This window comes from Paenibacillus sp. D2_2 (genome assembly GCF_031199965.1).
Classification (GTDB): Bacteria; Bacillota; Bacilli; order Paenibacillales; family Paenibacillaceae; genus Fontibacillus.
In genome coordinates, this window is record NZ_CP133605.1 from 4,601,382 (window position 1) to 4,614,285 (window position 12,904).

A 12,904-nucleotide genomic window follows, 5' to 3' on the forward strand; every position below is an offset into this window, starting at 1 on the left:
ACGACAATAACCTGCAAAACGTGCATATCGAGAGTGATTATAAAAGAGGCTGTTACCACAGAACAGTCGTCCACGCTTTTGGGTCAGGCCAACATAGAGTGTAAAAGAAGCCTCAGTAGGAAGGAGGGACACCATGGGACCAGACCAAATTGGTATTTTACTTAATTCCAATATGTATCGTGGTATTCCCACAAGACGTACTGGTCAAGAATCGATAAATAACTACGAAGAAGTCGCTGAGGAATTCGATCTCATTCCCTGCTTCCTCCGCTTGGGCGATATTGATCTGAAACAAGGGAAATGCATCGCCTATATGTACAATGGCCGGGAATATGCCAAAGCTATCATTACTATTCCAAAGGTTATCCATAACCGGGCTCTTTACACAGATCCGGCCGCCCACAGTAATGTCCTTCAGCTTATATCACAGGGAACAATTATGTTTAATGCCAACAATCGATATCGGAAGGATCTCATCCATAAAATGCTGTGGGATAATAAGTATCTTCGCAGTTACTTACCAGTCTCTGTCTCGGCAACATCCTCCGGACTGCAGCAAATGATGGAGCAGTATTCCGATCTTATTCTCAAGCCAGTACGCGGATCAGTAGGCCATGGTATCATCCGATTGCGAAAAGGAAACAAAGGCTGGGAAACCATCCATTATTCCGTACGCAAAAAAAGCTGGATCATAGCGCAGTTATATCCGAGAAATTTACCACTATGGCTCGGAAACTTGCTTGCCCGCACACCTTATTTCCTACAAGAGCGGATTCCCCTACTGGAGTACAATGACAGGCCACTAGATCTCCGGGTGACTGTACAGAAAGGGATTAACGGATCTTGGAATGTTACCGGTCTGTACGCTAAGGTTGCCCCCTCAGACAGCTTCATATCTAATATTGCCAAGGGAGGGACGGCATACCAAGCTCCTACGCTACTGAACAATCTGCTATCTGCGCCTCTCGTCGCCGGCATCTTGGCTCATGTTAAATCTCTATCCTTAACTATCGCTTCAGAGCTATCCGCAAATTTGCCGATGTTAGCTGACATTGGACTAGACATTGGACTTACTGATAACGGGCACCCTTTCTTTATAGAATGCAACGGACGTGATCAACGCTACGGATTTCGCAAAGCAGGAATGACAAATATCTGGAAGGATACTTATCGAACTCCAATGGCTTACGCGAGGTATTTATTGAACCATCAGAAATTGACAGTAAGCGAAGATAGTGACATGGATCTGCTTTAAGCGTAGCGAATGCTGTATAAGAGGTTGTTTAAAAAGCCCCCTTTTGATCACGAAGTAACACTGTAGCTTCTCCAACCTTCTCGGTCTGAAAGTCTGACTTTTTAAACTCGCACTATAAGTGAAATTCGAACTTGAGCACCACAAAAAGGCATGTCAAACACGATTTGACATGCCTTTTTACGATTTATTCATAAGTGGTATCTTACATCGGCTACCCCGAATGGTGGCAACAGAATCGATAATAGTAGCGCAGCTCCAACGACCGAACACAGCAAGAGAATAACCCAGACATCATTTCTCGAATACTCCGAGGGATAATAGTAGCTTCTCCTTCCCTTTCCATCAAATGCCTTCGTCTCCATGGCAACTGCTACTCGGTGGGCCCTCCTAATTCCTTGGACTAGAAGCGGAACAATATATAGTTTAAGATTACCAATCCACTTCATCCCTCCCCGTGATGAGCTGGCTCCACGGATTTTCAAGGCGTTACGGCGAATCTGCAGCTCCTCCCAGATCATCGGCAGCAGCCTGATCGAAGCCATAAAGCTGTAAGCGAATTTAGGCGGTAGCTTAGCCTTCTGCATCAAGGCATAGAACAGAGCAACCGACGGTGTTGTCAGTACAAACAACAAACCTTCCGAGGCAAACGTCACTGCCTTGAATCCGATGTGTATGCCTCGATAGAAACTCTCCTGCGAAATTCGAATCAGCCCCCATGACCACCAGATCATATCTCCCTTACCAAACAAAATCATTGTTGAGGATGAGGCCAGAAAGACGATTAGAAACGGGAGCATAATAATTGATATTTTCCACAATCTATGTCCGCTGAAGAATACTAGCAATAGCAAAAAGCAAGTCATCTGGTAAAAGATAAAATCTAGCCGTGCGTGAAAAGCGTCAGCATAAATAGCGAAATCATGCAAATCAGCTTAGCGACCGGATTCGCACGATGAAATGTATTCACACGATTCGGAACTAATAAATCGTTCATGCTCTGGCCACGCTCCTATCACTACATCTCCGGTTAGCCATTGTCTCTCCTCGCTTGGTCAGCCTACTATCAACGAGTCGCCCATTCTCGACTCTCCATTCCGAAGTCGCTATCGTGTCAGCTAGCTTCTCCTCATGCGTAACCATTACAATCGCAATTCCCTGCCTTCGCAGTTCCTCACACAAGCCTAAAATAGCAAAGGTGCTTACAGCATCCTGTCCGAAAGTAGGTTCATCAAGCAGCAGCACCGGTTTATTCAACACTGTCGCTCCTGCCACGCTCAGACGTCGCTTCTGTCCAAGCGAAAGCTGATAGGGATGACGGTGCTCCATTCCCTCTAATCCGAACTGCTTTATCGCCTGCTTCACTAAGGATGAAATGTTACCTTTGTCATACCCTTCTTCATACAAGGAGAAGGCAATTTCCTCACTCACTTGATCAGCCACGAACTGCAGCTCCGGATTCTGAAATACAAAGCCGATCTTCCGAGCAGCTCTCTCGGTTCGCCTCTGTTTCGCCTTGGCTCCGCTCATATCAATCCCTTGCAGCCTGTAGGTTCCATCTGTAGGCAAGAGTCCCATCAAACTGAGCAATAATGAACTCTTCCCGGCGCCATTTGGCCCTGTAATTACGATGAAGTCTCCCGGATATATCTCGGCTTGGTCCACCTCAATCACAGCTTTCCGCTGCCTGTAACCGTGGAAATGCTTCAACTCAATCAGCGGATCTGCAAATGAAGAAAGTGGGGCATCAATAGTAGGACTCAGAAGTCTCTTCCCGTTCCGGGACATGAAGAACACCTCCCATACCCCAGGGTACCAGATTCCGAATTGCTCTAATTGTTCACAGAATGAGGCAAATAGCTTCACTGGAGGAGCCTGCCCGAGAATTTGCCCATCTGGACCAAACAGGACTACATTGTCCACGAGCCCGATCATTTCTTCAATCCGATGCTCGACAATGACTAGAGTTCGCCCTTCGGCTATAGAATGAATCGCCTCCCAGATCTGCTTGCGACCTTCGGGATCAAGCAATGCAGAAGGCTCATCTAGGAACAGAACTTCAGGATCGGCAAGAAGCACCGAAGCGAGCGCCAGTCGCTGCTTCATTCCCTGTGATAGCGTATTAATCGGAACATGAAGATCCTCGAAGAACAGACCAACCTGATCCAGAGCCTGCCTCATTCGCGTCTCCATGTCTTCCCTAGGTATACATAGATTCTCCAGTACGAAGGCCAGCTCTTCATCGATGTAAGGCATGCAGAACTGCGTATCCGGGTCCTGGAACAACACTCCTCGCGATTTGGGCACGATCCTCTCCTTGAATCGCATCGGCACTTCGACCATTTCAGGTATAATTCCACCCAGCACTTGGAGTAAAGTGGACTTGCCACTGCCACTTGGCCCGAGCAGCAGCACCTTCTCACCACGCCGGGCTGAGAAGGACAAGTCCTTGAATACAAAATCAGCTTCTCCTGGGAACTTCAGCCGAAGGTCTTGCACCCCCAAAATGATATCGGTACCACAGCCGCTTGCTCAGCGACCTCAATATCAGACTCTGCAATCATATTTATATAAGATGTGTTCATCATTAATCATCCAACGCCGCCAGATCTTTGGATTCAACAGGACGAAGTAGATTGGTTACCCCTGTTCGCTCAACTGCTTTTGCCAAGCTGTGGGCTAGGAAGCCAGCGATTACGACCGAGCTGACCGCACGCATCGAATATTTGGCGATGAACATCCACGGTGCATAATCTCCAACATATCCATAGAATATATCCGGAATCAACGAACCAATAGAAGCGGCAAGACCTGCCAGACTGGCGACTGGGGCGGAGAAATTACGATAGCGAAATGCGGCAAATACGAGCTCTGCAGCCAGACCCTGAAGCAGACTGTAGACAAGCAACTGAATTCCCCAGGCGCTGCCGAATAGGATCTCCACATGAGCGGCTGCGACTTCGGCAATCAGCGCTACACCCGGCTTGCGGATCAATAGAAATACTAGCGTCGAGGCGATGAACCACATACCGTAGACCAGTTCATCCGCCTGAAAGAATAGCGGAGATAAAAGACCATATACCGAGCTCCACAAATGATATACGACTCCGAGAATGACCGAGATGAGCACCGTTACCAGAAGATCGCTAAGCTTCAGTCCTCTTTTTCCCTTTTGCAAAATAACTTCTTTCATTTCTTATCACTCCTTAATGAATTTATTGCGGGATATTCCGTCTAGAGAACAACAAAAAACCGGCTGAATAAGCTCAGTCGGTTGTATAGTCCTAGAATGTAGACATGAAGAGTCCACAGAACAAGCATGAACAGGACGATAGATTCTCTACGCTGGCATTATCCAGATCAGATTAACGGTCTGCAGCGGAGTATACTGCCATCTCAGCCTGATTCACTCAAGCCCCCGTATCCCTATGCAATTAACATTACAATACACCACATGTTTCCAAGTGCGCAAGTATCAATTACAATATTTTCATATTTATTGCTTTCACTCTTATTCTATGTCAAGATAGCGGAAGTAGATTACGGCAGTTCCAACTGCTCTTCACCTATGGGAGGAAATAATAATTGGCTACCAAATGGATGATATGGATGACAGAGCTCTCCTCACGGAAATCGATTTGTCGGCTCACTGGCCGCTTTTCTCATTCCAAATGGAGTAGGTTCGTCATACCACGCTTTGCTAAAGCTTATGGAATTACCCTGGATGAAGCGGAGAAAGAACTCAAAGAATATCACACTTTGAATGAATTCTTTACGCGTAGGCTTAAGCAAGGGATGCGCCCGATTTGTCAGGAACCAGGTGGTGTGGTAAGCCCAGTTGATGCGCTTATTACTGCCATGGGGAAGATCAAATCCAGTACAATTTTGAATGTAAAAGGACAGGACTATTCCATAGATGAATTGCTTAACCACTCGCCGAGAAGCGAGGCTTTCCGCAATGGCTATGCTATCGTGCTCTACCTCAGCCCGACCGACTACCATCGCATACATGCGCCTGTTAGCGGACGCATGCTGGAGAGCGAGCATATTCCGGGAAGAGTATATCCCGTGAACGACTTTGGCATGACAAATATGCGTTCTGTACTCAGCCGCAATGAGCGACTCATCACATATATTTCCCATGAATATGGAGAGACTGCCGTCGTTAAAGTCGGAGCAATGAATGTTAGCAGCATCAAATACGTTGACAACAACGCCAAAGAGTGGGAGCGTGGCGACGAGTTGGCCTATTTCGAATTCGGTTCCACTGTAGTTCTTCTGATGCAGGACAATTTTGGGCCAATGTCCGACCTGGGAGTTGGAAGTAAAGTCAAAGTCGGTACCCTACTCGGACAGTTCCACAATTCTGTACCAAATCAGCAATAATATAAACAAGAAATAACCTGAGTGCAGCTCAGGTTATTTCTTGTTTGATCCTCCCGGATCACCTTATTTCAGAAGGATTCTTCCCCGTATACTGCTTGAATTGGCGACTGAAGAAAAAGATGTCCCTATACCCAAGCGCATCAGCCACCTCGGTTACATTCATACCTGCATGCAGCAGCAGATGCTGGGCACGGTCAATCCTGCATTTTATGATATAGGACTGTACCGACGTTCCGATAATCTCCTTGAATTTATTCGAGAAGTAGCGTGCTGACAATCCGGCCCGTGCGGACAGATCCTCGACCTTATGAGGCAGTCCAGGATGCTGCAGAACATAATTGGCCACTTCACGAACGACCTCAACCAGCTGATTGCTAACTTTCTTCTCCCGGGGCACTTCGCGTTCCTCGCGCAATAAATAGATGAGTAGTTGCTTCAGGATCAGGCGGGCCTCCTCCTCAGCTCCGTATGCATCCACAAGGAACAAGCGTACATAGCGAGACAGCATATATTCGAAATCGAGTGTATTATCCAGCATTCGGTAAGATTTAGGAACCTCCATAACGGGTTCATCAATGTCAAAATGTATATATGTAAGTACTAGCGGGCGTTGTGGGTTATGTGTAGCTGTCGGATGATCGCCTTTGCGGAACAGGAAGCAACTTCCTTTACTTACCTGAATAGACTGGTTGTTCAGGACAACGTTCCCTTCCCCGCTCCACACATAGAACAAATCATAGTTCTCCAGCGCTTTATCTCGCTTACGCCATTTCCAGTTTGGTTCGCATACAATTTTGGCAAATGCCGGCTTCAGTATAAAAGATGATGGTGAAACGTGAAGCATGTCCTTCCCTCCCCCATAGTTTTTGCTTGTCAGTATTATACTCATTTTCATCCCTGTTGAAAATCTTTTGTGACTGTTCTATTCACCCTAAGGAATAGAAGGAAATCATCGTGACGGCTTATGTTGTAAATGTTATAATGTAAGGCAGTCTAAAACAGTCGCTTTTGATCACGAAGTGAAACAAGAGGTTAACTCGACATCGAATCTTGAATTCAACCGGGTCTTCCGGTGCTCACGTACAAACTACGTACGCTCCGCTCCTCAGACCCTAGCTTTATCCAACCATCTCGGTGCTGAAAATCGACCTTTTGAACTTCTTAACTATAGAGACAATAAAATAAATAATCGGAAGGATGGAACGAGAATGAGCCTGAATCCACTTGCAGAGCAGTTGAACCAGACCTTGCAGCAAGGCTATGCTTACGACATGTTATCTACGCTGGGTAAGGAGATTTTCTTCCCGAAGGAAGGGATCCTGAGCCAATCCGCTGAAGCATCCGCAGGGGCTAAGAAGTATAATGCCACGATAGGTATCGCAACCGAGAATGGTATCCCTATGCATCTTGCCGCTATTCAAGACACCCTATCTGCCTATAAACCGCAGGATTTGTACCCTTATGCACCACCTGCAGGCAAACCGGAATTACGGAAACTATGGCGTGAGAAGATGATCGAAGAGAATCCTACGCTGGACGGTAAAAACTTCAGCAGCCCGATTGTTACGAATGCGCTGACGCATGGCCTAAGTGTAGTTGCCGATCTGTTCGTGGATGAGGGCGACGCCGTCATATATCCAGATAAAAATTGGGAGAACTATGAGTTAACCTTCGGCATCCGCCGTCATGCCCAGATTATCAATTATCCCCTCTTCACTGAAGATATGAAGTTCAACAGTGCTGGTCTTCGCGAGGCCCTGCTGTCGCAACGAGACAAAGGCAAGGCGATCGTAATCCTCAACTTCCCGAACAATCCGACAGGCTATACTCCGGGCGCTAAGGAAGGTCAAAAGATCGTATCTGCGATCCAAGAAGCCGCTGAAGCTGGCATCAATGTCGTTGCCGTCACGGACGACGCCTATTTCGGTCTATTCTTCGAAGAATCGATGACAGAATCATTGTTCGGCAAGCTTGCTGGTCTCCACCCGCGAATTCTTCCAATCAAAGTGGACGGAGCAACGAAAGAAGAGTATGTATGGGGCTTCAGAGTCGGCTTCATTACTTATGCGAATGATAATGCCGATGTTCTTGCTGCACTGGAGCAAAAAACGACAGGCATTATTCGTGCCACGATCTCCAGCGGGTCGCATCCTTCGCAAACCTTCATCCTTCAAGCGCTCAAATCCCCTGATTTCCACGCGCAGAAGGCAGAGAAATTCCAAATCATGAAGAGACGCGCTAATAAGGTGAAAATGCTGCTCGATAGTGGAGACTACGGAGATGTATGGGACTACTATCCATTCAACTCCGGTTACTTTATGTGTCTCAAGCTGAAAACAGTGAATGCCGAAGCACTGCGTCAGCATCTAATTAGTGAGTATGGCGTAGGCACAATCGCACTTGGCGATACCGATCTGCGCATCGCATTCTCCTGTATCGCCGAGGAGAATCTCGAGGATTTGTTCAATCTGATCTATCAAGGTGTTCTGGACCTACAGGCGTAAGTACATTTTTCAAGAGACAACCGATACATTCGCCCAAGCACATCCCCGGCTATTGTCATACCATACCATTGTATAAATAATCTTCTTAATCAGAAAGGGGAATAGTACATGGGCGGAGTTATCGAAGAAGAAAGAGGCGGATACGGAGGTATGTGGACCAGTACTGGAGTTATTCTTGTACTCTTTATCCTGCTTGTCATTGTTAGCCGTACATTCATGTAATTAGAAAATTCCTTCAAGCTAATTTCAACAGGCCAGCGGCGTAAGCCGCTGGCCTGTTGTTCTTTTAATCCACGTTCAAAAAGTCCGATTTTCAGCACCGAGAAGGTTGGAACTTCCTTATATTATTCGTCTTCGTCCTTCCATCTCTTAACCCATGTAGATCTTAAACCAAGCACCATAAGTACAGCGATCACAAGGCTGACCAAGACCCATGTCAAATTATCCATCCACGACGCAATCGCTAAAGGTATCCACATCAGAATCGTCAAAGCCAGAAGTAAGCGCGATGCGAGACGAATTGCCGCTGTCTTATGAGCCCCGATTGGAAGCGGATAGAAGGCTGCAGCCGGGGAATCAGCATGGATTTGATGCAAAGATGTAAGCTGAGTAGCGATCAGAAAAGTAAAGAACAGATAAAGACCGATCCCAAGCCAGCTTGCACCGTTCCAGCCGGTAAGCACCATCCCCAGTAATGTCAATCTTGTTACAATCCCCAGTAGTTCACTGCGTATAAACGTCTTCGTAATTAAGAACCTGTATGCAGTAGAACGCTGCCAAGGAATACTGCTACCTACCGCGGACAGCCAGCGTCTGCGAATCACCTTCTGCCCGTCAGCAGGCACCTCAACGAACCAGCCCAGCAACATCATCACTTTGGCCGCTCCTGTCTTCTCCGCTTCAATCAGATTGTCCCATGCCACCGCATGCTTCATCGGGAAGCGCAATGCCAATACATAATTAACGCTGACTAGTAGCATAAAGATAAGGCTTTTCCATGCGGGCTGCCATAACCAAGCGGCCAGCATAAGCAAAATGACGCACCAGCGAAGCAGGCGATACCCCATTCTGGCCCGGGCTGTTGTAATTCTAAGCTCCTGCCACGAGCCATAGGCGCTAAGCACCTTAAGCAGTAGCAGGACGAGCAAGACCATCCAGAGCGGTTTGGTATCCACCCCACTACGGATGTACAGCGGCCAAACAAGCACTAATATAATATATAGACCGACCAGTTTGTAAATAACCCCGCTACGATAGGCCGGAGACAAATATTGCTTCATGCTAGCTTCCCTCGGCAGAAGGAAGATAATATCGGCTGCCTGCATATAGGTTCGGAATCCCGAATAGACTGTCATCGGACCGAGCAGGAGCAGCATAATCCACAGGACGGGCAGTCCTGGCGGGATATTTTGCAGAAAATTGCTATACCAGGCCGCGAAGGCGATCAACAGTAGTAAGAACAGAACGGCTACCCCGCTCTGAATGACATAGGGCACGAACGGGAATACCTTGCTCCAAAAGGAAGATTTGCGCTTCCGGCGCAGCTCCTGAAGTTCCATTTTCTAATCTCCGCCTTTAACTAAAGAATAGAAAATGTCTTCTAGCGCTGCTCCTGGCAGTTTGGCCTGCTCAGCAATCTCAGTAAGCGTCCCCTGAGCAATGACCTCCCCCGGTGCAGTACAATGAAGCGGTCGCAATAGTTCTCTATCGTGGACAAAATGTGCGAACTGAGTAGAATCGATGAACCTTGGGCCCTCATCTCCATCATGAAGTCCAGCAAGGAGCGAATACCTAACGGGTCCAATCCCAGGAAAGGCTCATCAATAATATAGAGCGGTGGTCTGGCGACGAAGGCGCACATGATCATAACCTTCTGCTTCATCCCTTTGGACAAATGCATGGACAAGCTGTCCGCCTTCTCCTCCATATTGAAGAGCTTCAGCAGCCTTGCAGTTCTCTCCTCATAGTCTTCCTTCGCAACATTGTATGCTCTCGCTGCGAATTCAAGATGCTCACGCACTGTCAGCTCCTCGTACAGTAACGGAGATTCCGGTACAAAGGCAAGTGAGGATTGGTACGCTTCTGGATCTTCCTCCCGGCTCTTGCCTTGAACCGTGATTCCGCCACGTTGTGGCGACATGAGGCCAAGAATATGTTTCATCGTCGTGCTCTTGCCTGCACCATTCAGACCGATTAAACCGACCATCTCGCCTTTATTCACATTAAACTGAACGTCATGCAATACAGGACGTCCTATACTATATCCGCCACTTAGTTCCTCCACTTGCAATACGGGTGTCTCACTCATCGATGAATCCCCCTTTACTTTCACGGATTATTGATTATTTTGCTTGTCCTTCAGCCATTTTGGAGCCCCTTTATTCTTCCGGTCTTGATCACGGGCCTTTTTACGGGAAGGTGCAGGAGCCGACTTATTTACCCGATTCCCGGCTTTGTTTGTCTCCTTGTCCTTGATTGGTCGTCTCGATTGTCCAGACTCCGAGATACGAGCTGATTCAGTATCCCGTTCTCTCCCTTTAGCTGCGGTTCTTCCCGAAGACGCATTGCTTCTCGTTGCCGGAAGCGCATCTCCTTCACGAACCTCTCCCTTATATAAATTGCGCGGTGTTATCTCGATGCCTAACTCACGCGAGAACTTGCGCATAATGAATTCTTCCTTGGGCGAAATCAGTGAGACAGCCAGACCGTAGCGCCCCATGCGTCCGGTACGACCAACGCGATGAACGTAATGCTCTGCATCAATAGGCGGATCGAGGTTGACGACCAGTGTCAGATTCTCAACATCTAGACCTCGTGCAGCAACATCACTGGCAACGAGCAAGCGTATCTTGCCTTCCCTGAATCGGCGAAGCGTTACGCTACGCACGGTCTTGTCCGCATCGCCATAGAGCGCTCCTGCACTCAGGCCGACGTAGTTCATCTTCGCCTCAATTTCGGCGATATCGGTCGTATTGTTGATAAATACAATCGCTCGCTCAGGATTAAAATGACGTACTATCCGGCGTAGCATATCGATCTTATTACGTTCTTCACACTTGAAGTAAATATGCTCCAAGCTACGGGATGTCCGCTGCTCAGGCTCGATTCCTATCTCGACGGGCTCCTTCATCTCCCGGCCCGCCAGAGCGCGTATATGCTCGTCAATCGTTGCAGACAGGAACATCAGCTGACGTTCACGAAGCGTACCGCGTAGAATCCGCTCGACATCCGCCGTCCCGCCAAGCTTGAACATCTGATCGACCTCATCAACGACGACCGTCCGCAATGTATGAAGCTTAAGCTTCTTCATTTCGACGATCTCACGGATTCGTCCTGGAGTGCCGACGACAAGCTGCGGATGTAGACGCAGCCGTTCCAGCTGCCGCTTAATCGCCGCGCCGCCAATCAGAGCCTGGACGGTAATCCCAGTGCTTCCCCATATTTCTCTGCTTCGCGATGAATCTGCATCGCTAGTTCTTGAGTAGGTGCAAGAATAAGACCCTGAAGTGATTTATCAGGAGTCATCTTCTCCAGTATCGGTAGTAGATAAGCCAAGGTCTTACCGGTTCCGTCTGGGACTGGGCCAGCACATCACGGCCGGCCAGAGCAGCCGGAATGCATTCCTCCTGTACTGGAGTCGGCTGATGGATTCCATAGTCAGCCAGCTTCCCTGCGAGTATTTCTCCGATTCCAAGACCTGCAAAAGTTGTATTAGACATTTTATTCATCCTTATCTTAAAGTACGTGTTCAAAAAGGTCAGTCTTCAGCACCAAAGCTATTGCTTCCAGCATCCGATACTCTATAACGGGACTGGAAATCGCTATGTAAGCCGAAATGGGCTTCCTCTAACCAAATCATTATTTCCATTATATGCGATAATGGTAGGACACAACAAATCATCAATAAAAGATACAAAGCCGGCTGCTGCCAGCCGGCTGTAATGCTACTTATTTCTTATTCAGCATACGGTAACTCAAGCGGTCTGCAAGCCTCGGAAACATCTGATACAGCTTGATTCCTACAGCAGCTATCCTTGGCAGATTCACTTCAGGTTTGCCCTTCTCAATAGCGGATACAATAGCTTTGGCGACCCGTTCTGGCTTCATCATGAACCACTTCACATTGTTCACGTAATGACCATCTGGATCAGCAATATTGAAGAACGGCGTATCAATCGGGCCCGGATTAATCGTCGTGACCTGAATCCCGTAATCGCGAAGCTCCTGACGCAGTGAGTTACTGAAGCCCAGCACCGCATGTTTTGTTGCCGAATAGGCTGTTGATTTCGACGTTCCAAGCTTTCCAGCCATCGAAGCCACATTCACGATGATCCCGCTTCCCGATTTCTTCATATGTGGAAGCACCGCTTTGGTACAGCGTACGATCCCCATATAGTTCACATTCATCATTTCCGCAAATTCATTTACAGGCATGTCCTCACAATTTTCGAACTTCCCGTAGCCGGCATTATTGATCAGGCAATCAATATGCCCAAACTCCTTCTTTACTTGGTCAAAAGCGGCCTGAACCGATTCATCTTCCCCTACATCAAGCTCAAGCATCCTGCAAGGCCCCATCATTCCGGAGCTTACACTTTGTAATTTATGTAATGATCTTGCAGCGATCACGACCGTTGCTCCCTGCTCCGACAACATCTGCGCCGTCAATGCACCGATACCACTAGAGGCCCCTGTTACAACGATCACTTTATTATTCAGCGTCATGATATTCAACTCCTAGCCTCTATTATAAGCCAGGGAC

At 47.7% G+C, this 12,904-nt stretch carries 10 protein-coding genes, 2 pseudogenes and 1 riboswitch; of the genes and pseudogenes, 4 read left to right on the forward strand and 8 right to left on the reverse strand.

Features of this window, described 5'->3' with window-relative positions; all coding sequences use genetic code 11:
* The first annotated feature begins 133 nt into the window (after positions 1 to 133).
* Positions 134 to 1,255: a YheC/YheD family endospore coat-associated protein gene (locus RE628_RS23505; protein WP_309155481.1), complete on the forward strand. Its 1,122-nt coding sequence runs from the start codon at positions 134 to 136 to the stop codon at positions 1,253 to 1,255.
* Between the two features lie 188 nt (positions 1,256 to 1,443).
* Here RE628_RS23505 and RE628_RS23510 read toward each other — a convergent pair whose 3' ends face one another.
* From RE628_RS23510 to RE628_RS23520, 3 genes are all read right to left on the reverse strand, one after another.
* A complete protein-coding gene (locus RE628_RS23510; protein WP_309155484.1) occupies positions 1,444 to 2,106 on the reverse strand; it encodes an energy-coupling factor transporter transmembrane component T family protein in 663 nt (220 codons plus the stop codon).
* A 139-nt stretch (positions 2,107 to 2,245) separates the two neighbouring features.
* Complete coding sequence (locus RE628_RS23515; RefSeq protein WP_309159545.1) at positions 2,246 to 3,751, reverse strand: ABC transporter ATP-binding protein; 1,506 nt, start codon at positions 3,749 to 3,751, stop codon at positions 2,246 to 2,248.
* A gap of 88 nt (positions 3,752 to 3,839) precedes the next feature.
* Complete coding sequence (locus RE628_RS23520) at positions 3,840 to 4,445, reverse strand: ECF transporter S component (protein ID WP_309155487.1); 606 nt, start codon at positions 4,443 to 4,445, stop codon at positions 3,840 to 3,842.
* Positions 4,446 to 4,572: 127 nt separating this feature from the next.
* Positions 4,573 to 4,684, reverse strand: a riboswitch (TPP riboswitch).
* Between the two features lie 153 nt (positions 4,685 to 4,837).
* Between RE628_RS23520 and asd the strand changes: the two genes are divergently transcribed.
* Entirely contained in the window at positions 4,838 to 5,638 is an 801-nt protein-coding gene (gene asd, locus RE628_RS23525) for an archaetidylserine decarboxylase (RefSeq protein WP_309155490.1), read from the forward strand.
* A gap of 58 nt (positions 5,639 to 5,696) precedes the next feature.
* Here the strand turns inward: asd and RE628_RS23530 are convergent, their stop codons facing one another.
* Positions 5,697 to 6,482 (reverse strand): AraC family transcriptional regulator, encoded by a 786-nt coding sequence (locus RE628_RS23530; protein WP_309155492.1) that lies wholly within the window; start codon positions 6,480 to 6,482, stop codon positions 5,697 to 5,699.
* A gap of 370 nt (positions 6,483 to 6,852) precedes the next feature.
* On the opposite strand from RE628_RS23530, the gene RE628_RS23535 reads away from it, so the two are divergent.
* Both RE628_RS23535 and RE628_RS23540 read left to right on the forward strand, forming a co-directional pair.
* Positions 6,853 to 8,142 carry an aminotransferase class I/II-fold pyridoxal phosphate-dependent enzyme gene (locus tag RE628_RS23535; protein ID WP_309159546.1) on the forward strand — a complete coding sequence of 430 codons (1,290 nt, stop codon included), beginning with the start codon at positions 6,853 to 6,855 and terminating at the stop codon, positions 8,140 to 8,142.
* Between the two features lie 108 nt (positions 8,143 to 8,250).
* Positions 8,251 to 8,364 (forward strand): sporulation protein YjcZ, encoded by a 114-nt coding sequence (locus RE628_RS23540; RefSeq protein ID WP_309155494.1) that lies wholly within the window; start codon positions 8,251 to 8,253, stop codon positions 8,362 to 8,364.
* A gap of 122 nt (positions 8,365 to 8,486) precedes the next feature.
* Here the strand turns inward: RE628_RS23540 and RE628_RS23545 are convergent, their stop codons facing one another.
* From RE628_RS23545 to RE628_RS23560, 4 genes and pseudogenes are all read right to left on the reverse strand, one after another.
* Entirely contained in the window at positions 8,487 to 9,701 is a 1,215-nt protein-coding gene (locus RE628_RS23545; protein ID WP_309155496.1) for an ABC transporter permease, read from the reverse strand.
* 3 nt (positions 9,702 to 9,704) lie between these two features.
* Positions 9,705 to 10,450: pseudogene (locus RE628_RS23550) on the reverse strand (ABC transporter ATP-binding protein).
* A 27-nt stretch (positions 10,451 to 10,477) separates the two neighbouring features.
* A pseudogene (locus tag RE628_RS23555) lies at positions 10,478 to 11,861 on the reverse strand (DEAD/DEAH box helicase).
* 229 nt (positions 11,862 to 12,090) lie between these two features.
* Positions 12,091 to 12,867, reverse strand: coding sequence for an SDR family NAD(P)-dependent oxidoreductase (locus tag RE628_RS23560; RefSeq protein ID WP_309155498.1), 777 nt, complete (start codon positions 12,865 to 12,867; stop codon positions 12,091 to 12,093).
* Positions 12,868 to 12,904: the final 37 nt, after the last annotated feature.

Excerpts from the sequence above, each read along its gene's own strand:
- RE628_RS23505 (WP_309155481.1), top strand. The coding sequence starts at position 134 with ATGGGACCAGACCAAATTGGTATTTTACTTAATTCCAATATGTATCGT.
- RE628_RS23520 (WP_309155487.1), bottom strand. The coding sequence starts at position 4,445 with ATGAAAGAAGTTATTTTGCAAAAGGGAAAAAGAGGACTGAAGCTTAGC.
- RE628_RS23530 (WP_309155492.1), bottom strand. The coding sequence starts at position 6,482 with ATGCTTCACGTTTCACCATCATCTTTTATACTGAAGCCGGCATTTGCC.
- RE628_RS23540 (WP_309155494.1), top strand. The coding sequence starts at position 8,251 with ATGGGCGGAGTTATCGAAGAAGAAAGAGGCGGATACGGAGGTATGTGG.
- RE628_RS23545 (WP_309155496.1), bottom strand. The coding sequence starts at position 9,701 with ATGGAACTTCAGGAGCTGCGCCGGAAGCGCAAATCTTCCTTTTGGAGC.
- RE628_RS23560 (WP_309155498.1), bottom strand. The coding sequence starts at position 12,867 with ATGACGCTGAATAATAAAGTGATCGTTGTAACAGGGGCCTCTAGTGGT.